Genomic DNA, 21,556 nt, shown 5'->3' on the forward strand with positions numbered 1-21,556 from the left:
TCAACGCACCCGACCCGGTTGTCATTCCTGACCACAGAGACGCGCCAACGCGTCCTCCAGCGTCTCGGCGTTGGCGTTCGGGTCACGCAGCCGTGCCGGACAGCGTCCCCAAAGGAGAAGGGGCAGCTCGTGGGGCCGCAGCTCAATCACCACGCCGTTGCCGTTGCCCGTAGCCGACGGCGCCTCCCCCGGCGTCACGAAAATGTCTGGACCGGCACCGGTACGCAGAATCACCTGGCGTGACAGGACATCCGCGTCGCGCCATCGCCGGGCTTCGGCCAAGGCGGGCAGCGCGTCGAACGCGGCGAGCGCGTGGGCGACCATGGAAGGATCCGAGAGCAACCGGACGCTGACGTCGTCGTCGCCGACGAGGTCCCATCGATGCAGCACCGCCTCGCTGTGGCTGTGCATCCGCAACCGTTGGGCGGTCATGCCCCAGCCCGTGTACATGACGGCGTCGCCTTCGGGGAGGGCCGCCACCTTCTGCTCGAAACGAATGGCGTGTGCCACCAACCGTTCTCGCAGCAGATGGTCGGGCAGCGCGCGAAACGGCGGCTCGCGCACCTCCCACGAGCGCGTCGCCCGGCTGGGCTTGCCCGCGAGGTGGTCCTCGATGAGGTTGGCGCGCTCCTCCGCGGCGGCCGCGACATGGGCGGCGAGCTCGTGCGCGCTCCACCCCGCACACCACGTCGGCGCGGTCGCCTGCAACGTGGACAGGCTCGAAATCAGCTCGCACATGGCGTCATCGCGCAGGTTCACGATTTCGGTCATAGTCCCAGCCAACCGGCCGTCGCGACCGAGGGCTAGCGGTTTTCCGACATCACGGCGCCGAAATTCACAGATGCCGCCGGCGCGGGGTGAACTCCAGCGTCAGCAACACGAACACCAACTGGACCAGCTGGGTCATCGAGATCACCGCGTAACGGCGGGCGTCCATCGCGTGAAACTTGCGCACGTAGCGGTACAGCGATTCGAGCGCGATCAGCGGGTCGAGCACGTGGATCAACCGGTAGAACACGCGCTGCGCCCGGCCGCGGTCCTTGTCCTCGAAGATCTCCGGGAATGCCGCGAACGACAGCGATACGCGTTGCGCGCCAGCCTCTTTCGCGGCCATGATCATGTCGACGCTGAGCCGTTCGTCGATGCCGTTGGGGGCCCCGCGGCGACGCCACGGCACATCGAGGCTGATGTCGCTGCCGCCGCCGGCGGTTGCGTACCGATGGAAGCCCTGCACCCGCCCCGATGCGTCGCGGGCGATGATCAGCTGTATCCCGGGGAACCGGCCCTCGAGTACACCATCGAGGTTCATGTAGAAGCCGCGGTCGGCGTTGGCCCCGCTGGGCGACGCACGCACCACGTCGGTCAGCTCGGCGAGCAGCTTGTCGTCGAGCTCCTGCTCGGCCACGATCTCGGTGGTGATGCCGCAGTTGTGGGTGCGCTTCACGGCCTGCCGCAGGTTGCGGAACTTGCGTCCCACCATCTCGAAGCTCGCCACGTCGACGACGACGTCGCGGCCGATCGGTATCGCGCGCAGCTTTCGTCCGATGACCACGGGGTCGCGCCACAGGTCGAGTCGCCGCTCGCTGCAACCCACCACCGCGATCCGCCAACCATGGGCGTGGCACATGGCGGCGAAGTCAGCGATCAACTCGGGGAACTTCTCCTCGTTCCCGACGGGATCCCCGCCGACCGCCGCGTATCCCAGCCGGGTCCGGTACGCCAGCGCCGCGGTGCCGTCCGCGGTGAAGTGGTAACACTTGCCCGTCTGCATGGCGAACGGGGCCAGCGGATCGTCGGCGCTGGCACTGATCAGCCGCCAAATGCGGGGCAGGTCCTCGGGTCGCTGCTGCGCCGTCGTCGGCCACATCAGCGCCACCCCGGAACCGACGATCAGCAGATCCCCGAGCAGGTCGAAGGACAGCACGTGCGCGCCCAACCCCGCCACCACGAAAAGCGCGGCGGCGACGGCATGCACGGCCGTCACCGGACGACCCAGGAAGATGCCGCGTGCGATGAACGCCACCGCGCCCAAAACCGTCAGCGACCAGCCCAGCCGGTCGGCGTAGTGCCAGTACGGCTGTTCGTGATGCCGGGCCAATATCACGATCAGCCAGCCCGCGGCGCAGACCAGGGCCAACGCCCCGATCCAGCGGGCCGCCAGTGAATCGACATGGACGACAACGCGTTCCCGCGCGCGCGGCTTGGCCGCGACGTCGACCGGTCCGTCCACTGTCACCTCCCGATGCGAAGTCCAGCTCGGGCGGCTTGTTTCCACCCCTCGCACCGAATACCCGGCTGATTGGAACTTACGCCCGATCGCGGCCCTGGTGGGCGTAAATCAGGCCGTTTTCCTGCGGGTATGCCGTACTGTGACCTGTCTATCGTCCCGAGGCCGGGAAATATAACAGCACGCCCTCCTGCACCACCGTGGCGACCACCTGCCCGGAGCGGTCGAAGAAATGGCCGGTGCCGAGCCCGCGGGAATCGGCGGCCACCGGCGAGGACGTCGAGTACAACACCCAGTTGTTGAAATCGACCTGTCGGTGGAACCACACCGAATGGTTGGCGGACGCCGCGAAGATGCGGTCAAAGCCCCAGGACAGCCCGTGCGTGGTGATGGCCGAGTCGAGCACCGTGGTGTCCGAGGAGAACAACATGGTCGCGGTGTGCAGCACCGGGTCGTCGGGCAAAGCACCCAGCGCCTTCATCCAGACCCTGTTGTGCGGCAGCCGCTCGCCCTTGTCGCGCATGACCCACGACGGATCGTTGGTGAAGCGCCATTCGATTGGCTGCAGGGCATTGACGAAGTGCGGCACGATCTTTTCGTAGCCGCGCAACAGCTCGGCGAGCGACGGCTGCGCGTGCGGCGAGGCGACCTGCGGCGGGTCGACGCCGTGCTCGAGGCCGGGGCCGCCCGACATGTAGGAGATCAGCGCCGTGGACAGCAGGATCCCGTCCTGCACGGCGTCGACGCGCCGGTTGGCGAACCGCCGCTCGTCGCGCAGGCGCGTCACGTGGAATTCGATGTCCTTCGTGATGTCGCCGCCGTTGATGAAGTGCACCGAGAGCGCGCTGGGCGGCAGGTCGTCCTGAGCCAGCGTGCGGCTGCTGGCGACGAACGACTGCGCCATGAGCTGGCCGCCGAACGTGCGCATCGGGTTCTTGCTGGGATGGGAGCCGACGAACTGATTTTCGGAGATGCAGTTCAGATCGAGCAGGGCTAGCAGTTCTTCGAAATCGTTGCCAGCCGGCACGGGCACTCCTCAGCTCCTTAGACGTCGTCCTCCCCGATCCGGTGCACATGGATCAGGTTGGTCGAGCCTACTGTGCCCGGCGGCGCGCCCGCGACGATGACCACCTACGATGACCACGGAGCTCACCACTCCGGTTCCAATCGATTGATGTCAGCGGAGTCCTGCAGAACAGGTCATCTGCCGAAACCCGTGTCGGACAATACATTGCCGTGTGAGGATGCCACACATTGCCGTGGTGAGGATGCCACGTCAAAACGCCGTTGAAGCTCGGCAAGCCTTTAACCGGCCGCGTGGTTGGGCGCGCACCGCCGATTCAGCTCGTGGCGATGACCGCCACCGCAAATGCCCCCAGCAGGAAAACCCCGAACGCCTGGGTAAACAGGCCCAGGACCAGGAAACGGTACTTGACGTCGTTGCCGATTCGGAGGGACCGCACAGCGATCAGGTTAAGTTGAGCAGTGTAATTGCGGGCGTCGATAGCATCTGTGCCCCATAGCTCCGCGCCGAGCATCCGGTCCATGTCCGTTGCCGCGGCAACAAAGAATCGTCCTCCGCTCGCCCCAGCGAAGATGCTGAGAACCGCCGCCGCCAGCAGCAAGACCAACGAGGCTACAAGCAGGATAATCTGCAGGACACCGGTGACAATGAAGTGCTGACCCTTGGCCACCGCCACCACGGCGAGCGACACCGTAACCAGTGCTGTGGCGCTGGTGATGGCCGTGGAGGACCGAGAATTCAGAAGATCGCGCCGATCGTATTCTCGGTCAAGCTCTTTGGCAATGAAATTGACCCATTCAAGACCCTGATCCTCATCCATCGCCATTGTCGCTGTGGATCACCTTCCGAACAACATCGGCAGCCGCCGTGCTCAATGACGAGGACCGCGTCTGGCTCCTTGTAATAGTTTCCGTCTCCCACTGGATGGGAGGAGGTGGGGCCTTGGCCTCAGCGGGTGCGTCGTGCGCCGCCGGTGCGCTCAGCGCAGACGGTTGTGCCTGGATGGGCCCTTGATCGGACATCACAGTCCTCCACACATCGGTGATCCCTGTGGTAGTGAGGATACGCAGCAGAGGACGTATTCCGCGAGCATGCGCACGCTTATCGCGAGACTAAAACGATTAGGAATCCACAGCGACCATCAACCTCAAACAGACGCTATCCCCCTGCAACGTCCCAGATCCAAGCAGTGTTGTCGGCACTGGCTGTGGCTAGCCGCGTGCCGTCGGGGCTGAATGCCACCGCGGTCACGGCCTCAACATGGGGCAATCGCAGTAATTGCGCACCGTCGGCTGGATCCCAGATCCAGGCAGTGTTGTCCGCGCCACCGGTGGCTAGGCGGAGGCCGTCGGGGCTAAACGCCACCGCATTCACCGCCCCTTCATGCGGCAGCTCCCTAAGGCATTTTCGGGTGGCGGCGTTCCACACCCGCGCGATGTGGTCCGGGCCAGCGGTCGCGAGCCGGGTGCCGTCGACGTTGAACGCCACTGCGTTAACGGCTCCGTCATGGGGGATGCGCCGCAATTGCTGGCCGGTGATTACATCCCAGATCCGGGCGGCGTTGTCGGCGCTGCCGGTCGCCAATTGCCGGCCGTCGGGGCTAAACGCCACCGCGTTCACCGCTCCCTCATGGCTCAACTGCCAGAACGGTTTGCCGTTTGATTCGGTCGCGCCCCAGATCCGGGCAGTCTTGTCGTCATGCGCGGTGGCCAGCACCGAGCCGTCCGGGCTGAATAACACGGCGGTGGCTCGAACCCGCGAGCCGACCTCATGCAATAGTTGTCCGCTGCCGGTGTCCCACAACTTCACGGCGCCCTGGTTCCGTGCGCTCCTCTGGAGCGAAAGTGTGACGTAGCTGCTAGCGGTGGCCAATCGGTCACCGAGCGGGCTGAACGCCACATCAACAATCCATGGTGCGTTGAATAGCCCGCCATCGTCAGTTATTAGCAGTGCTTCCTTGGCTGGCTGACCTACGACGCCGACGGCGGTGAGGGTGCGATCGTTGGTGGCCACCGCGAGGCGCGCGCCATCCGGATCCCACGAAATGGCATTGATAGGTGACTCGCGGTCGATAGTTTGCACCTCCTCGGCGGTGCCGGCGACGGACTGGGGCTTCGGCTGTATCTGTTCAGCGCGAGCGCGCGGAGAATCGGCTGTCGTCGAGCCCGTTTCATCGCTGCCCGCTGGCTCAATCTTTTTGATCCCGGATGGGTCGGTGGGCAGCGGCGACTCAAGGTCGAATAAGTGGGTCTGGTCCCCACGCAAGTACATAACGGGCGTGACCCACTCCAGAGTCCGGTCGAAGGCCCCGAGGATAGCGACGCGGCCGCTCGAAGCGGCGTCGTCGACGCCCCGGCCATGCGCGATCGCGGTGTAAAAGCCTTGGGCAAACGCGCTGCCCGCCCGGTCGGTGATGCTGTACTGCATAGCGGCGACTGCGTTCACTCCGTCGCGCACCAAGGCAGCAGCAGTACCGGCGAACAGGTCGGTGACGCCCGTGGCGCCCCCTGAGCAAGAGTTGAGCACCACCAGCGATGGCTTCGGGTGCGCCTGGCCTAGCAGGCCGACGAGCTGGGATGCCTCCACCAGGTGTGTGTAACCGTCCTCACGGCTGAGGGCCAGGACCCCCTGGTTTCGGCGTTCATCGAAGTCCCCATGCCCGATGAAGTGGAGCACGTGCCACGGTCCGCTGAGCAGCTGGTTCTGCAGCGCCTGCCAGGTTGCCGCACCGGCCCAATGAAGTTGAATCCGCCCCTCCTCGCAGGGCTTAGCCAGCGCAAGGGCGAGCTGTCGTTGCTCCTTTTCCACATCAAGCGGTTCTTGGTCTCGAGGAGACGAAACGATGCCAAGAATCCGCAGCGGTAGCCGCACTCTCGGTCTCACCGCTGATTGCGCCGGGACGTGACGGACGAGTTGATGTTTCAGGCACACGTACGTTTCTGTAGCCGGCTCATACATCGACTCCCACGGCAGCCGGCCCAGCGCCGGGGTATCGATACGCACGACCACACGCAGTCTCTCCTCACGTGCCTCGGCCACCGCCACGCTCGCTTGGTATCGCCCGCCGACATCACCGGACGCCAGGAGAGCCGAAAACAGCGTCCGGCCGATGTCCCGCAGCGCCCGCTCGTTCTCGCCTTTCGACGCTGAGGAGGTGAGTACGGCTCGCTCGAGTTCATCCCGCCGCGCCAACAGCGACTCGATGTCCAAACTGACCTCCGCAGAGGCCTCACCCGCCTCAGACCGCACGACCTCAACACGGAAAGATCCGGACGTGCCTCCCGGACCTATCGCCAATTGAATCTCTGCCATCGGATAACCCGCCAGTCGGTCGATCGCATGAAACACGTGGAAACATCCAGATGTGCATGGTAGGGGATCATCCGATCCAGCACTTGAGAATTCCTCTGAGCGCGGTTGCGCTCTCGCCTCTAGCGATCCGCTATTTCCGCCATCATCCAGCCGAATTCCGCCAAAAGCGGGGGCGACGATTCGGCGGACCGTGTGGGCAACATAGCTCGCGCCGATTATGCCCGCATGCCCGCTCAACCTTATATTTTTGCCGGTAACCGTCATGAATCGGCGATTGCATAACATGTTGTGCCGCAACCAGCTACAGACTGTGGGGCGCTACAGTGTGGGCCAAATTGACGGGTGGTCAGGCGCCTCAGGATCAATGGTGGCTCGGAAATAGACGAGGCCACGGTTGAGACGGCGAGTCCCACCTCAGTTCAACTAGAACGCTGGGGCGACAAAATCTTGAGTTGCCGCCCCGACTCGGCGACGCAGCGGCCAGGTACCCGCACCGCGTAGTTTCAACGCACACAATTGCTGTGCGAGTCGCGATGCACTGAACTAGACGTCGTCCTCCCCGATCCGGTGCACATGGATCAGGTTGGTCGAGCCTACTGTGCCCGGCGGCGCGCCCGCGACGATGACCACCAGGTCGCCGCGCTTGTAGCGACCGAGCTCGAGCAGCGACTTGTCGACCTGGCGGATCATGCCGTCGGTCGACGTCATCATCGGGACGATGAATGTCTCGGTACCCCAGGTCATCGCGAGCTGGCTGCGCACCTCGGGCCACGCGGTGAAGGCGAGCAGCGGCAGCGGGGTGTGCAGCCGCGCCAACCGCTTCACGGTGTCGCCGGATTGGGTGAATGCGACCAGCGCCTTGGCGTCGAGGCGCTCGCCGATGTCGCGGGCGGCGTAGGAGATCACTCCCCGCTTGGTGCGCGGCACGTGCGCCAACGGCGGGGCGGCGGTGGAATTCTCCTCGACCGCGCAGATGATGCGCGCCATCGTGCGGACCGCCGCGAGCGGATACTTGCCCACCGACGTCTCGCCGGACAGCATCACCGCGTCGGTGCCGTCGAGCACGGCGTTGGCGACGTCGGACGCCTCGGCGCGGGTGGGCCGCGAGCTTTCGATCATCGAGTCCAGCATCTGGGTCGCCACGATGACGGGTTTGGCGTTCTCCCTGGCGATCTGGATGGCCCGCTTCTGCACCAGCGGCACCTCTTCCAGCGGCAGCTCGACGCCCAGGTCGCCGCGGGCCACCATGATGGCGTCGAAGGCCAGCACGATGGCTTCCAGGTTGTCGACGGCCTCGGGCTTCTCCAGCTTGGCGATCACCGGTACCCGCCGCCCGATCTGATCCATCACCTCGTGCACCAGCTCGACGTCCGACGGCGAGCGCACGAACGACAGCGCGACCAGGTCGACGCCCAGGTTCAGCGCGAAGGTCAGATCCTCGATGTCCTTGTCGGACAAGGCGGGGGCGGAGACGTTCATGCCGGGCAGCGAGATGCCCTTGTTGTTGCTGACCGGGCCGCCCTCGACCACGGTGCAGACGACGTCGTCGCCGTCGATGGCGTCGACGACGAGGCCCACCTTGCCGTCGTCGATCAGGACGCGGTCACCGACCGTGGCATCCTTGGCCAACTTCTTGTAGGTGGTCGAGACCCGGTCGTGGGTGCCTTCGCAGTCCGCGACGGTGATCCGGACCGTTTCCCCGTCGGCCCAGAACGTCGATCCCGTCGCGAAGCGCCCGAGCCTGATCTTCGGGCCCTGCAGGTCGGCGAGCACGCCGACCGCGCGGCCGGTGGTGTCCGAGGCGGCCCGCACGCGGTCGTAGGCAGCCTTGTGGTCGGCGTAATCGCCGTGGCTGAAGTTCATTCGGGCGACGTCCATTCCGGCCTCCACCAGCGCCAGAATCAGCTCGTCAGAGTTGGTTGCAGGGCCAAGGGTGCAGACGATCTTCCCGCGTCTACTCACGGCGAACCAGCATAGTCGTGCTAGGCGATCGCAGCCCGAGTTAACCGACTCGACGGACTGCGGCTACCCGCCGAGGACCGTCGGCACCAACGGGAAACCCGGAAGATTGCGCAGTACCGTCCAGGCGATCGCCGCGACCACGACGGTCACCACCGCCGGGATCGGCAGGACCGCCCGGCCGTTGTGGCGGCGAAGCAGGATCCATCCGGCCAGCATCGGGATACCGAACAGCAGGAAGACGTTGTCGTTGATGGTGGCCATCAGGTCACCGTGCAGCAGGTCGTGCGTCATGCGCAGGCCACCGCAGAGGGGACAATTCCAGCCGGTGAGCCACTTGAACGGGCACAGCGGATACACCGAATTCACGTTGTGCGGGTCGACCAGGCCGACATAGCCAAGCGCGCCGGCCAGCAACGCGCCGGTGCCCGCCGCCACGGCGGTGCGATGACGATGCGTGCGCCCCGGCGCGCGCGAAGGACTAGGTTCCATCGCGCAGCGGGCGTCCCTGTGAGTCGGGGACGTTGCCGGTCAACATCAGAATCGCGTCGACGATCGGCCAGATCAGCCCGATTCCACAGGTGAGCCAGCCCACGAGCAACTGTGCGACGCCGATCCCGATGTCACCGATGTAGAAGCGGCCGATCCCGCCGATGCCGAGCAGGCTGAGCAGCTGCAGCAGGCCGGCGACGGTTTTCGATTTGTCCGAAAACGGTTGCCCGGTCACCGGATGCCGGCCATAGGGCGCCGACGGGTCGTAATAAGGGCCAGCCCCGGGGTACTGCGGCGGATACCCGTAGCCCGGTGGCTGCGGCGGCGGGCCCGACCGTGTGGCGTCGTTCGCGCCGTTCCAAGGCTGGTCAGTCACGTTTTCAGCATGCCAGATCCGGTGCCCGCCCGCCGAAAAGTTTTGGCCGTTAGCCGCGGCGTCGGGTCCTCAGCCGGAAGCTCAGCCGCCGCCGCGTTGAACCATCGGCAGGGGTTTCGTCGGCGTCCGTCGCGGGCTCGGCCTGCTGCTCCTCGGCTGCGGGTTCGTCCGGCTCAGGCGACTCCGAATCATCGTGCGGCTCTTCGGCTTCGGGCTCGTCGGCTTCCGATTCCTCCTCGGCCTCGGGTTCCTCCTCGGCCTCGGGTTCCTCAGCGGCCTCCGGTTCGAGCTCTTCAGCCTCGGGCTCCGCGACTTCGGCGTCCGCGGCCTCGGTCGCGACGGCCTCATCCTCCGCGGCCTCGGGCTCCGCGGATTCGCTTTCGACCGCTTCCGCCACGGCGGCCTCCGCGTCCGCGACCTCTGCCTCGTCAGATTCTTCGGTCTCGGCTTCTTCGGCCTCGGCTTCTTCGGCTTCGGCTTCGGTTTCGGGCTCTTCGGTCGCGGCTTCTTCGGCCTCGGCTTCTGCCTCCGCTTCGGCTTCCTCAGGCTCCGGCGTTTCGGGCTCCGCTACTTCCGGTTCCGCGACCTCGGTCTCGGCAGTTTCGGCCTGCTCCTCTTCAGCCTCTTCGGCTTCGGCCTCTTGCGCTTCGGCTTCCGCGACCTCTTCCTCAGCGGTTTCGGTCTCCGCGACGTCGGCCTCGACGGTTGCCGGCTCTTGGACCGTCGGCTCGGCGGCCTCCTGTTTCACGGTCTCGGCCTCGGCGGCTTCTGCCTCGTCGGCCTCCAGCAGACCCGGCCGCCTCCGCGGTATCAGCCGTTTCGTCGCCTTCCCCGCCGCCAAGACCGCGGCCACTCCGGCCGCCGGCAACACCCGCAAGCCGGTGATCGGCTCGAGTTCGGGCTCGGCTTCCGGTTCGCGCTCAGGTTTGGGTGCCGGCTTGGGTTTTGGCGGTGCTTCCTCGGCGCCGTGATCCGTGCCGTGCAGGGTCGCGGGATCTTCGCGGCCCTTGGGCGCCAGGATGATGTAGGCGACGGCCCCGATGAACACGAAAGTCGCTGTGAAGACGTTGATCCGGATCCCGGCGATCTGCGTGGCCGTGTCGTTGCGCAGCAACTCGACGCCGAAGCGCCCGACGCAGTAGGCGGCGACGTAGAGCGCGAAGAGCCGCCCATGGCCGAAGTTGAACCGCCGGTCGATGTAGATCAATGCGACGAAAACCAGCAGGTTCCAAAGCAATTCGTAGAGGAACGTCGGTTGCACCACGAGCGCGACCTGACCCGTCGAGACGCCGTCGAGCGAATGCGGGTCGACGTATCCGGAGGGATCACGCCGGTAGAAGATCTCCAAACCCCACGGCAGGGTGGTGTCCCGGCCGTAGAGCTCTTGGTTGAAGTAGTTTCCCAACCGGCCGATCGCCTGCGCCAAAATGATTCCCGGCGCTATCGCGTCGCCGAAGGCCGGCAACGGAATTCCATGACGCCGGCAGCCGATCCACGCGCCGACGGCGCCCAGGGCCACCGCACCCCAAATGCCCAGGCCGCCGTCCCAGATGCGCAGCGCCGCCATGGAACCGGCACCGCCCGGACCCCAATAGGTCCGCCAGTCGGTGGCCAGGTGGTAGAGCCTGCCGCCCACCAGGCCGAACGGCACCGCCCACAGCGCGATGTCATAGATCACGCCGCGCTGCCCGCCACGCGCCTCCCAGCGCCGGTCGCCGATCATCAGCGCCGCTACGATGCCGGCGATGATGAACAGGGCATAGGCGCGAATGGGCACCGGGCCCAGGTGCCACACGCCCTGCGGCGGGCTGGGGATGTAGGCGAGCAGATGCGTCACGACGCGGCCACCCTGAGCCGCACACCGGCGGCCAGCTCCGCCGTCAGCGCGCGCAGCGCGGGCAATCCGCCGTCGCCCAGCGCCGACACCAACGCGGACCCGACGATCACCCCGTCGGCGTAGCTGCCGATCTGCGCGGCCTGCTCCCGCGAGCGGACCCCGAGGCCGACGCCGACGGGAATGTCGGACACCTCCTTGACCCGCCGCACCAATTCGGGCGCCGCCTGCGACACCGCGTCACGCGCGCCCGTCACCCCCATGGTCGAAGCGGCGTAGACGAATCCCCGCGACGCCTCGACCGTCGTGACCAACCGCTGCGGGGTCGAGGACGGGGCCACCAGGAAGATGCGATCCAACCGATGCTCCTCGGACGCCGCCAGCCACTGCCCGGCTTCGTCGGGAATGAGGTCGGGGGTGATCAGGCCGTGCCCGCCCGCCGCGGCCAGGTCGCGCGCGAAGGCGTCAACGCCGTAGCGCAGCACCGGGTTCCAGTACGTCATCACCACCGCGCGCCCGCCGGCCGCGCTGATCGCCTCGACGGCGGCCAGCGTGTCGCGGACCCGCACTCCCCCGCGCAGCGCCGCCTCGGTGGCGCGGGCGATAGTGGGGCCGTCCATGCCCGGATCCGAATACGGCACGCCGACTTCGATGATGTCGCAACCGGATTCGACGAGGGCGATCATCGCTTCCAGCGAAGTGGCCACGTCGGGATAACCGGTGGGCAGGTAACCGATCAGCGCCGCGCGATTGTCCTTGCGGCAGGCATCGAAGGTCGGCCCCAGCCGGCTTGCTTGGCTCTGTTCGACGGTCACTTGTCCCCGGACCCCAACAGGCCGAACCACTTCGCGGCCGTCTCGACGTCCTTGTCGCCGCGCCCGGACAGGTTCACGACGATGACCGCACCCCTGCCCAGCTCGGCGCCGAGCTTGACGGCGCCGGCCACCGCGTGCGCGGATTCGATGGCCGGGATGATGCCCTCAGTGCGGCACAGCAGCCCGAACGCGTCCATCGCCTCGGCGTCGGTGATGGGCCGGTATTCGGCGCGTCCGGTTTCCCGCAGCCACGCGTGTTCGGGGCCCACGCCCGGGTAGTCCAGACCGGCTGAGATGGAATGGGATTCGATGGTCTGGCCGTCCTCGTCCTGCAACAGGTACGAGTACGACCCCTGGAATGCCCCCGGGGAACCGCCGGTGAACGTCGCCGCGTGCCGGCCGGTCTCGACGCCGTCCCCGGCCGCCTCGAACCCGAGTAGCCGCACGCCCGGATCGTCGATGAAGGCGTGGAAGATCCCGATGGCGTTGGATCCGCCGCCGATGCACGCGGTGACCGCATCGGGCAACCGGCCGGCCTGCGCCTGGATCTGAGCGCGGGCCTCCAGGCCGATGACGCGCTGAAAGTCGCGCACCATGGTCGGGAACGGGTGAGGGCCCGCCGCGGTGCCGAAGCAGTAGTAGGTGTTGTCGGCGTTGGTGACCCAGTCGCGGAACGCCTCGTTGATGGCGTCCTTCAGCGTCTGCGAGCCGCTGTCGACGGAGACGACCTCGGTGCCCAACAGCCGCATCCGCGCCACGTTGAGCGCCTGGCGCGCGGTGTCCACCGCGCCCATGTAGACCACACAGTCCAGCCCGAGCAACGCGCACGCGGTCGCGGTGGCCACGCCGTGCTGACCGGCCCCCGTCTCGGCGATCACCCGCGTCTTGCCCATCCTCTTGGCCAGCAGCGCCTGGCCCAGCACATTGTTGATCTTGTGAGAACCGGTGTGGTTCAAGTCTTCTCGTTTGAGGAAGATCCGCGCCGACCCGGCGTGCTCGGACAGCCGGGTGGCCTCGTACAGCGGCGAGGGCCGGCCCGCATAGTTGGCCTGCAGGTCGTCGAGGGTGTCCAGGAAGTCGGGGTTGACGCGTTCCTTTTCGTAGGCGGCGGTGACTTCCTCGATCACCGCCATCAACGCCTCGGCGACGTAGCGGCCGCCGTACACGCCGAAATGACCACCCGGATCGGGGTCGTGGCGGGTGGGTTCGGCGATGGCCGCACTCGAAAGCGGAAGCTCCGGGCGGGACAGGTCTACCATCACCAATTCTCGACGCGGGGACGGCTCATCGGCGTCCTAGCGAGACGGTTTCGGGCAGGACGGGTGGGTGCCCGCGGTGACCAGATCGGCAACCGCCGCGCGGGGGTCACCGGCTTTGACAAGACCTTCACCGACCAGCACGGCGTCCGCGCCGGCGCCGGCGTAGGCCAGCAGGTCCCCGGTGCCGCGGACGCCGGATTCGGCGATCCTGATCACGTTGCTCGGCAGCCCCGGAGCGATGCGCGCGAAGCAGTCCCGGTCCACGTTCAGCGTGGCGAGATCGCGCGCGTTCACGCCGATCACGTTGGCTCCCGCCTTCAAAGCCCGGTCGGCCTCTTCCTCGGTGTGCACCTCGACGAGCGCCGTCATACCGAGCGATTCGGTGCGGTCGAGCATCGACACCAGCGCCGACTGCTCCAGCGCGGCGACGATGAGCAACAGCATGTCCGCGCCGTGCGCACGCGCCTCGTGGATCTGATAGGGCTGCACCACAAAGTCTTTGCGCAGGACGGGAATTGAGACCGCGGCGCGCACCGCGTCGAGGTCATCGAGCGAGCCGTTGAAGCGCCGTTCCTCGGTCAAAACGCTGATGATGCGGGCGCCACCGTCTTCGTAGGCCCGGGCCAGCTTGGCCGGATCGGCAATCGGCGCTAGTGAACCCGCCGACGGGCTGGCGCGCTTGACCTCGGCGATGACGCCGATGCCGGGCTCGCGCAACGCTGCCATGACGTCCAAGGGCGGGGGCGCCGCGGCGGCGGCCGCTTTGATCTCGCTCAGGCTGACAACGGCTTCGCGCGCGGCAACGTCGGCTCGGACTCCCTCGAGGATGGAGTCAAGCACGGATGCCGGACTCATGCCTGTCGTTCCCTTCCCACTGCCATCCCACTGTCACTCGGTTACTCAGCCGATTTCGATGACGTCAATGAAGGGTAGCGACCGTCGCCTCACGGCTCATCACCGACCCTCGCTGTCTGACCCACCGGCCCGATCGGTCGGGTCGTGTCCCTCGTCAAGCGCATCCCAAATCATCCGTTCCGACATCTCCGGCTGCTGCTGCCCCTCCAGCATCGCCCCGCGATCGGTTTCGCGTAGCGCATTCGAACGGCGGGTCGCGGGCGCCGCGTATTTCGTTGCGCGCTCGCGCGGCAGCCCACCGGACCGCATCAACAAGACGGCCGCGATCAGCGTGCACACGGCGGCGGCCACCGCGACCCCGGCGCCGACGTACCGCCGTTCGCTTCCGACCAGGAACATCAGCGGGACATGCGCCAGTTCGGCGCCCCGCGCGGCCACCTCCGGAAGCGCCCACAGGCTGATCCCCAGATAGCCGACCGCCAGGCTGGCCGCGGCCAGCAGCACAGCCAGGATCCGCAGCGGCCAGCCCCGCACCGCGAGCGCCGCGACGGCGGTGGCCAACATCAGCAGCGCCAACGGCAGCAGCGCCGTCGACCAGGAGCCACCCGACAACGTCACCTGCTTCGGGGGGCCGAGCCCGTCGAACGAGCGGATCACCACCCACGGCAGCCGCGACGCCACCCACAGCGCGCCCGCGGCCACCACCAGCAGCAGTTGGGCGACGACGATCGTGAGCCGGGCCCGGCGGGAATCAGCCATCGCGGCCCGGCGGCGGCGCCGTCAGCGTCTCGGCGGCCGCGATCGCGTTGAGCACCGCCCGCGCCTTGTTGGAGGCCTCGGTGTACTCGTAGGGCCCGTTGGAATCGGCCACCACCCCGCCGCCGGCCTGAACGTAGGCGGTGCCGTTGCGCATCAGCGCGGTGCGGATGGCGATCGCGAAGTCGGCGTTACCGGCGAAGTCGAGGTAACCGACCACGCCGCCGTAGAGGCCGCGGCGGGTCTTCTCCACCTCCTCGATGAGCTCCATCGCCCGCACCTTGGGCGCGCCCGAGAGCGTGCCGGCCGGGAAGCAGGCCGTCACCGCGTCCAGCGCGGTGCGGCCATCGCCGAGCATCCCGGTCACCGTCGACACCAGGTGCATGACGTGGCTGTAGCGCTCGATGTGGCTGTAGTCGTCGACGCGGACGGTGCCGGGGGTGCAGACCCGGCCGAGGTCGTTGCGGCCCAGGTCGACGAGCATCAGGTGCTCGGCGCGTTCCTTGTCGTCGGCCAGCAGTTCCTTTTCCAGCAGCTGATCCTCTTCGTCGGTGTCCCCGCGCCAGCGAGTCCCGGCAATCGGGTGCGTGGTGGCCCAGCCGTCGGCGACGGTGACCAGCGCCTCCGGGCTGGACCCGACGATCGAAAAGTCCGTTGTCCCAGCGCTGTTGGGCACGTGCACCAGGTACATGTAGGGGCTCGGGTTGGTGGCCCGCAGCATCCGGTACACGTCGATGGGATCGACGTCGGTGTCCATCTCGAAGCGCTGCGAGGGCACCACCTGGAACGCCTCGCCCGCCGCGATCTGCTCGACGAGGTAGTCGACGATCTTGCCGTATTCCTCGACGCTGCGCTGCGAGCGGTGCTTGGGCTCGGGCCGCGCGAACGTGGCGACGGTCGACGGCAGCGGCTGGCCCAGCGCGGCGGTCATCACGTCCAGGCGCGCCACCGCGTCGTCGTAGGCCTCGTCGACGCGCTCGTCGGTGCCGTTCCAGTTCACGGCGTTGGCGATCAGCGTGATGGTGCCCTCGTGGTGGTCCACGGCCGCCAGGTCGGTGGCCAGCAGCAGCAACATGTCGGGCAGCTGCAGGTCGTCGACGGCCAGTTCGGGCAGGCGTTCCAGCCGTCGCACCAGGTCGTAGGCGAAAAAGCCGACCATGCCGCCCGACAGCGGCGGCAGCCCGGGCATGGCGGCGGTGGCCAGCAGCTCGAGGGTGGCGCGCAGCGCCCGTAGCGGGTCGCCGCCCGTCGGCGCGTCCTGCGGCACCGCGCCCAGCCACACCGCTTCGCCGTCGCGCACGGTCAGCGCCGACGGCGCCCCGGCGCCGATGAAGGACCACCGCGACCAGGATCGCCCGTTTTCCGCGGACTCCAGCAGGAACGTGCCGGGCCGATTGTCGGCGAGCTTGCGGTAGGCCGACAGCGGGGTTTCGCTGTCGGCCAAGACCTTGCGGGTCACCGGGACCACACGGTGCTCCGCGGCGAGGTGGCGGAACTCCTCCCGTGAGGTGCCGGAGGCGAGGTGGGCGTGCACCGACCCATCTTCCCAGACGTGGGTCGGCGGCCCGCGAGCGTAACGTGGCTGCGCTTTCAGGGCCCGCTTTTCGCACTGCCGTTACGCTCGCGGCGCGCGTAGCGTGACGCCCATGAAACCTGGTGACACCGTGGCCGACTTCGAGCTCCCCGACCAGACGGGAACGCCGCGCAAGCTGAGCGCCCTGCTTGCCGACGGCCCCGTGGTGCTGTTCTTCTACCCCGCCGCGATGACGCCCGGCTGCACCAAGGAGGCCTGTCACTTCCGCGACCTGGCTTCCGAATTCGCCGCGGTCGGCGCCAACCGGGTCGGCATCAGCGCTGACCCCGTCGAGAAGCAGGCCAAGTTCGCCGACCTGCGCAAGTTCGACTACCCGCTGCTGTCGGACACCGAGGGCACCGTCGCCGCGCAGTTCGGCGTCAAGCGCGGCCTGCTCGGCAAGCTGATGCCGGTCAAGCGCACGACGTTCGTCATCGACACCGACCGCACGGTGCTCGACGTGATCGCCAGCGAATTCAGCATGGACACCCACGCCGACAAGGCGCTGGAGACGCTGCGGGCAAGGTCTTCGGCGTAGCACCGCCCTCCTCGCGAACAGACGCAAAATCGCCCTAAATCGTGTCGTTTTGGGCGATTTTGTGTCTTCTCGCGGTCCTTGATCAGGGGATGATCGCCAAAAACACGTAGGCGGCGAGCAACACGAGGTGCACCTCGCCCTGCAGCCGGGTGGCCCGGCCGGGCACCACGGTCAGCATGCTGATCACCACGGTCAGGGCCAGCAGCACCAACTGAGTGGGCGCCAGGCCGAGCACCAGCGGCCCCTTCAGCCAGATGCTCGCCAGCGCGATGGCGGGGATCGTGAGCCCGATGCTGGCCATCGCGGAGCCGTAGGCGAGATTGAGGCTGGTCTGGATGCGCCCGCGCCGGGCCGCGCGCACCGCCGCGAGCGTCTCGGGCAGCAGCACCAGCATCGCGATCACCACGCCGACGAACGACTGGGGGAACCCGGCCGCCGTCACCAGGCGCTCGACGGCCGGCGACTCCTGTTCGGCCAGGCCCACCACCGCCACCAGCGCGACGAGCAGCAACACCACGCTGACCAGCGCCGCACGAGCGCTCGGCGGGTCGGCGTGGTTCTCGTCCTCCTCGAACAGCCGCTTCTGGCCCTTCTGCGCGACCGGCAGGAAGAAGTCGCGATGCCGAACGGTCTGGGTGAACACGAACAGCAGGTAGAGCAGGAGCGAGATGACCGCCGTGAAGATGAGCTGGCCCGGCGAGAACTCCTTGCCGGGATGGCTGATGGTGAACGCGGGCAGCGCGAGGCTCAGCGTCGCCAATGTCGTCAGCGTGGCCAAGGCGGCCCCGCTGCCCTCGGCGTTGAACAACGTCACGCCGTAACGCCGGGAACCCCACGACAGCGACAAACCCGCGATCCCGTTGGTGGTGATCATGAACGCAGCGAACGCGGTGTCCCGGGCGAGCGTGGCCGCCTCGTTGCCGCCCGACGCCATCAACTCGACGATGAGGGCCACCTCGATGACCGTCACCGCGCCCGCGAGCACCAACGACCCGAACGGCTCGCCGACCCGGGCCGCGACCACCTCGGCGTGCTGGACGGCCGCCAGCACGGCGCCGATCAACAGCACGGCCTGCAGCGCGATCAGGACCGGCCCGAGGTGTTCGCCCCAGGTGGCGGTCAGCACGAGGACGGCAATCACCGGCACCGCTGTGGTCCAGGAGGCCCAGGACAGCCGTTTGCGCATCGCCCGCCATTCTCGCCGATGACACGCGCCGGCGCCCGACGGGTGCGCCCGGGTCAGGCCGGGTTCACGCCTTGGTCGCCACCACGAAGTAGCCGCGCGGAACGCCGGGCACGTCCATCGGGACGACGGGGTGCTCCCAGCGGTGCCACCGACTGCCGGGTTCGGCCACGTCGGTGACGACGGCCGTCCAGCCGCGGCCCTCGACGAGGGCGCCCGGCGCGTCGGTGCCGAAGACCCAGGGCGCGCCGAGGCGGCGCATGAATTCCTGCGTCGACTGCAGGAACGGCGCGTCCAGCAGGGTCTGGCCGATCACGTTGTAGAGCAGCACATCCCCCGCGGCCGACAGCGCGTCGATGCGCGCGAACAGGGTGTCGACGGCCTCCGCCTCGATGTACTGCAGCAAGCCCTCGACCAGCCACGCCGTCTTCGCCGACGACGAATACCCTTGGCGGACAAGCGCTTCCGGCCAATCGTCGGACAGGTCGATGCCGACCGCCACCCGGCGGCACCGAGGCGTCGCGCCGGCCAGTCGCTCGTCCTTGGTCGCGATCACCTGCGGCTGGTCCACCTCGTAGACCGTCGTGCCCGGCCGCCACTGAAGGCGGTACGCGCGGGCGTCCATGCCGGCGGCCAGGATCACCACCTGTGACGCGCCGTCGCGCTGGGCATCGAGCAGCGCCTCGTCGAAAAAGCGGGTGCGAATGGCGATCTCCGCCGGCGACTGTCCGGTCGCCGCGACCGCGTCGGCCAGCAGCCGTCGGCCGTCGTCGCCGGCCAGCCGTTCGGCGAACGGGTCGGTGAAGAGCGGCTCGTCACGCCCGGCTTCCTCGGCGCGCACCGCCGCCGCGAGCAATCCGGTGGCCGCTACCGCTTCTCTGGTGTTGTCCATGCCCCGATCATGACGCCGCCGGCGTGGACGGTATTGGATTTTTGTGCCCCTCGACCGGGACGTGGCTGGGCAGCACGAGCGGTTGCCGACCGTATTGCGTCGGCGTCATCGCAGTGAACGCGCGGAACTCGCGAACGAAGTGCGCCTGATCGAAATAGCCGGTGTCCGCGGCGACGCGCGCACCGCCCGCCGTGCCCGCCCCGAGCTGGCGGAGCGCCGCCTGCAGGCGACGCACCCGCGCGTAGGCCTTCGGCGCCAGCCCGACCTCGGCCCGGAACAGCGCGATCATCCGCTTGGTCGACACCCCCGTGAGGCGGCGCAGTTCCGCCATCCGGACCGAGGGGTCGGCCTCGACGGCCTCCAGCGCGGCGGCGACGCCGGGGTCGCGGCGCACGGAGAACCGGGCCCGCGACAGCAAGAACTCTTCGAGGATGCCGAACCGGGCGGCGGCCGACGGGGCGGCGATCAACCGCTCATGCAGCTCGCTGCCGCCGCGCCCCCAGATGTCGTCGAGGCCCACGGCGACGTCCTGCAGGTCGCCGAGCGGGACCCCGAGAAACGGAAATGCGCCCCCGGGCCGGAAGTGAATGGCCATGGCGGGCTCGTCGGCCGCGATGTCGGTGATGTACGCCGCGCGGTGCGGTCCGGTCACGACCGCGGGCGGAACCGTCAAACGGGTGCGGCCGTCGGCGGCGTAGAAGTCCAGGCGCTGTCGCCGCCCGACGTCGAAGACGATGGTCACCGCGCCGCGGGGCAGCGCCCGGCTTCGGTAGGTGGGCCCGCGGTGTCGCCAATGACCGAAGAACTCGACGTGCTCGGCCAGGGGCTGCGCGGGCCGATACAGCGCGGGTCGGGCCGACACCATGGGCAGCTCCTTGCGATTACGGCTTTGCGTGTCCGCTGGCTCAGTACCATGCTCACATGCCAGAAAGCGGTGCCCGCAGCGCAGGCCTGACCGAGGGGCAGGTTTTCGCCGGGTACACGATCATTCGGCGTCTGGGGACCGGCGGCATGGGCCAGGTGTATCTGGCACAGCACCCGCGGCTGCCGCGCCGCGACGCGCTGAAGATCCTGCCCAGCGAGCTGACCGCGAACGACGAGTTTCGGCAGCGCTTCAACCGCGAGGCCGACCTGGCGGCGAGCCTGTACAACGAGCACATCGTCGGCATCCACGACCGCGGGGAATACGACGGGCAGCTGTGGATCTCGATGGACTACGTGGAGGGAACCGACGCGGCGAAGCTGCTGCGAACCCAATACCCGTCCGGAATGCCGAAAGCCGATGTGGTCGAGATCATTTCGGCCGTCGCCGACGCGCTCGATTACGCCCATTCACGCGGGCTGCTGCATCGCGACGTCAAGCCGGCCAACATCCTGCTGACCGATGCAAGCCCGCGACGGCGAGTCCTGCTCGCCGACTTCGGGATTGCCCGCGAGCTGGGTGACATCAGCGGCCTGACCGCGACCAACATGTTGGTGGGCACCACCGCGTACTGCGCGCCCGAGCAGCTGCAGGGCCTCGACGTGGACGGCCGGGCAGACCAATACGCGCTGGGCTGCACCGCGTTCGACCTGCTGGCCGGGTCCGCCCCGTTTCGCCACTCCAACCCGGCGGTGGTCATCACCCAGCACCTGTCCGCGCCGCCGCCGAACATCAGCGAGCGCCGGCCCGAGCTGGCCGACCTCGACGGCGCCATCGCCAAGGCCCTGGCGAAGAAACCCGAGGACCGCTACCCGACGTGCGCCGACTTCGCCGCGGCGCTGGGCAGCCAGGTCGGCACCACCGCGTCAGAAGTGACCGCCGGGCCGACCACGGTCATTCCAGCGCCGACCGCGGTGATCCCGAAGCCGAAGAGCGCGCCGCCGCCCGCGCCCAAGGGAGGCGGGCGCGGCCCGGTCGTGGCGATCGCCGCGCTCGTCGCAATCGCGGTGGTCGCCGTCGGCGCCTACTTCGGGGTCCGCGCCCTGGGCACCCGAAGCCACCGGCACAACCCCGCCGCGTCGTCGGCGTCGGCCGCGCCGTCGCCGCCCGGCAACGCCGCTACAACCCCGGCGCCGATCCAACTCTCCGGCCAGATCACCGATCAGTCGGGCGTGCTGGGCCCGCTCGAGCACGACGCGGTGAACCGGGCGCTCACCAACCTGTACAACGGGCGCGGCACCCGGCTGTGGGTGGTGTACGTCCCGAGCTTCGGCGGCCTCAAGCCGTTCAAGTGGGCCGAAAACGTCATGGTCGCAAACCATTTCACCGATAGCGACGCCATCCTGGCGGTGGCCACCGGCGAAACCGCGTTTTCCTTCCGGGTGCCCAATGCGGCGCTCACCGGAAAGGCCATCGACTTGGAGATGATCCGCCGTGATCGCATCGCGCCGGCCGTGTTCCGCCACGAATGGGCGCGCGCCGCGATCGCCGCGGCCACCGGTTTGGACGTCGCGCCGAGCTGAGCCGATGGTGGCGACC

At 68.0% G+C, this 21,556-nt stretch carries 19 protein-coding genes and 1 pseudogene; 2 read left to right on the plus strand and 18 right to left on the minus strand.

Annotation, left to right across the window (positions count from 1 at the left end; all coding sequences use genetic code 11):
* Positions 1-21 precede the first annotated feature (21 nt).
* The 15 genes and pseudogenes from AC5Y4S_RS25360 to AC5Y4S_RS25430 all read right to left on the minus strand — a co-directional run bounded on the left by AC5Y4S_RS25360 (position 22) and on the right by AC5Y4S_RS25430 (position 16,443).
* Positions 22-771, minus strand: a complete 750-nt coding sequence (locus tag AC5Y4S_RS25360; RefSeq protein ID WP_500035336.1) for a maleylpyruvate isomerase N-terminal domain-containing protein — start codon at positions 769-771, stop codon at positions 22-24.
* A 64-nt stretch (positions 772-835) separates the two neighbouring features.
* Positions 836-2,230: a bifunctional lysylphosphatidylglycerol flippase/synthetase MprF gene (locus AC5Y4S_RS25365; protein WP_500035337.1), complete on the minus strand. Its 1,395-nt coding sequence runs from the start codon at positions 2,228-2,230 to the stop codon at positions 836-838.
* Positions 2,231-2,378: 148 nt separating this feature from the next.
* A complete protein-coding gene (locus AC5Y4S_RS25370) occupies positions 2,379-3,260 on the minus strand; it encodes an acyl-CoA thioesterase II (protein WP_142282331.1) in 882 nt (293 codons plus the stop codon).
* A gap of 11 nt (positions 3,261-3,271) precedes the next feature.
* A pseudogene (locus AC5Y4S_RS25375) lies at positions 3,272-3,358 on the minus strand (hypothetical protein); the annotation flags it as partial.
* A gap of 209 nt (positions 3,359-3,567) precedes the next feature.
* On the minus strand, positions 3,568-4,077 hold the full coding sequence (locus AC5Y4S_RS25380; protein ID WP_500035338.1) for a hypothetical protein: 510 nt from the start codon (positions 4,075-4,077) through the stop codon (positions 3,568-3,570).
* Between the two features lie 332 nt (positions 4,078-4,409).
* Positions 4,410-6,461, minus strand: coding sequence for a CHAT domain-containing protein (locus tag AC5Y4S_RS25385; RefSeq protein ID WP_500035339.1), 2,052 nt, complete (start codon positions 6,459-6,461; stop codon positions 4,410-4,412).
* A gap of 645 nt (positions 6,462-7,106) precedes the next feature.
* Positions 7,107-8,525 carry a pyruvate kinase gene (gene pyk / locus AC5Y4S_RS25390; RefSeq protein ID WP_500035340.1) on the minus strand — a complete coding sequence of 473 codons (1,419 nt, stop codon included), beginning with the start codon at positions 8,523-8,525 and terminating at the stop codon, positions 7,107-7,109.
* A 63-nt stretch (positions 8,526-8,588) separates the two neighbouring features.
* Positions 8,589-9,014 carry a DUF2752 domain-containing protein gene (locus AC5Y4S_RS25395; protein ID WP_500035341.1) on the minus strand — a complete coding sequence of 142 codons (426 nt, stop codon included), beginning with the start codon at positions 9,012-9,014 and terminating at the stop codon, positions 8,589-8,591.
* Complete coding sequence (locus tag AC5Y4S_RS25400) at positions 9,004-9,390, minus strand: TM2 domain-containing protein (protein WP_500035342.1); 387 nt, start codon at positions 9,388-9,390, stop codon at positions 9,004-9,006. Before AC5Y4S_RS25400 ends, AC5Y4S_RS25395 begins: the two co-directional genes overlap by 11 nt.
* 49 nt (positions 9,391-9,439) lie before the next feature.
* Entirely contained in the window at positions 9,440-11,227 is a 1,788-nt protein-coding gene (gene lgt / locus AC5Y4S_RS25405; protein ID WP_500035343.1) for a prolipoprotein diacylglyceryl transferase, read from the minus strand.
* Positions 11,224-12,039, minus strand: a complete 816-nt coding sequence (gene trpA / locus AC5Y4S_RS25410) for a tryptophan synthase subunit alpha (protein WP_500035344.1) — start codon at positions 12,037-12,039, stop codon at positions 11,224-11,226. The genes lgt and trpA overlap by 4 nt, the downstream gene beginning before the upstream one ends.
* Entirely contained in the window at positions 12,036-13,301 is a 1,266-nt protein-coding gene (gene trpB, locus AC5Y4S_RS25415; RefSeq protein ID WP_500035345.1) for a tryptophan synthase subunit beta, read from the minus strand. The genes trpA and trpB overlap by 4 nt, the downstream gene beginning before the upstream one ends.
* 33 nt (positions 13,302-13,334) lie before the next feature.
* Positions 13,335-14,153, minus strand: coding sequence for an indole-3-glycerol phosphate synthase TrpC (gene trpC, locus AC5Y4S_RS25420; RefSeq protein ID WP_500035346.1), 819 nt, complete (start codon positions 14,151-14,153; stop codon positions 13,335-13,337).
* 99 nt (positions 14,154-14,252) lie between these two features.
* Entirely contained in the window at positions 14,253-14,912 is a 660-nt protein-coding gene (locus AC5Y4S_RS25425; protein ID WP_500035347.1) for a TIGR02234 family membrane protein, read from the minus strand.
* Entirely contained in the window at positions 14,905-16,443 is a 1,539-nt protein-coding gene (locus AC5Y4S_RS25430) for an anthranilate synthase component I (protein WP_500035348.1), read from the minus strand. Before AC5Y4S_RS25430 ends, AC5Y4S_RS25425 begins: the two co-directional genes overlap by 8 nt.
* Positions 16,444-16,555: 112 nt before the next feature.
* Here AC5Y4S_RS25430 and AC5Y4S_RS25435 point away from each other — a divergent pair, with 112 nt between their 5' ends.
* Complete coding sequence (locus AC5Y4S_RS25435) at positions 16,556-17,020, plus strand: peroxiredoxin (RefSeq protein WP_068177757.1); 465 nt, start codon at positions 16,556-16,558, stop codon at positions 17,018-17,020.
* A gap of 82 nt (positions 17,021-17,102) precedes the next feature.
* Here the strand turns inward: AC5Y4S_RS25435 and AC5Y4S_RS25440 are convergent, their stop codons facing one another.
* From AC5Y4S_RS25440 to AC5Y4S_RS25450, 3 genes are all read right to left on the minus strand, one after another.
* Positions 17,103-18,206, minus strand: coding sequence for a calcium:cation antiporter (locus AC5Y4S_RS25440; protein WP_500035349.1), 1,104 nt, complete (start codon positions 18,204-18,206; stop codon positions 17,103-17,105).
* A 64-nt stretch (positions 18,207-18,270) separates the two neighbouring features.
* Entirely contained in the window at positions 18,271-19,095 is an 825-nt protein-coding gene (locus AC5Y4S_RS25445; protein ID WP_500035350.1) for an SAM-dependent methyltransferase, read from the minus strand.
* Between the two features lie 7 nt (positions 19,096-19,102).
* Positions 19,103-19,960 (minus strand): helix-turn-helix domain-containing protein, encoded by an 858-nt coding sequence (locus AC5Y4S_RS25450; RefSeq protein ID WP_500035351.1) that lies wholly within the window; start codon positions 19,958-19,960, stop codon positions 19,103-19,105.
* A gap of 56 nt (positions 19,961-20,016) precedes the next feature.
* Here AC5Y4S_RS25450 and AC5Y4S_RS25455 point away from each other — a divergent pair, with 56 nt between their 5' ends.
* Positions 20,017-21,540 (plus strand): serine/threonine-protein kinase, encoded by a 1,524-nt coding sequence (locus AC5Y4S_RS25455; protein WP_500035352.1) that lies wholly within the window; start codon positions 20,017-20,019, stop codon positions 21,538-21,540.
* The last annotated feature ends 16 nt before the right edge of the window (positions 21,541-21,556 follow it).

This window comes from Mycobacterium sp. NGS64, assembly GCF_059812245.1.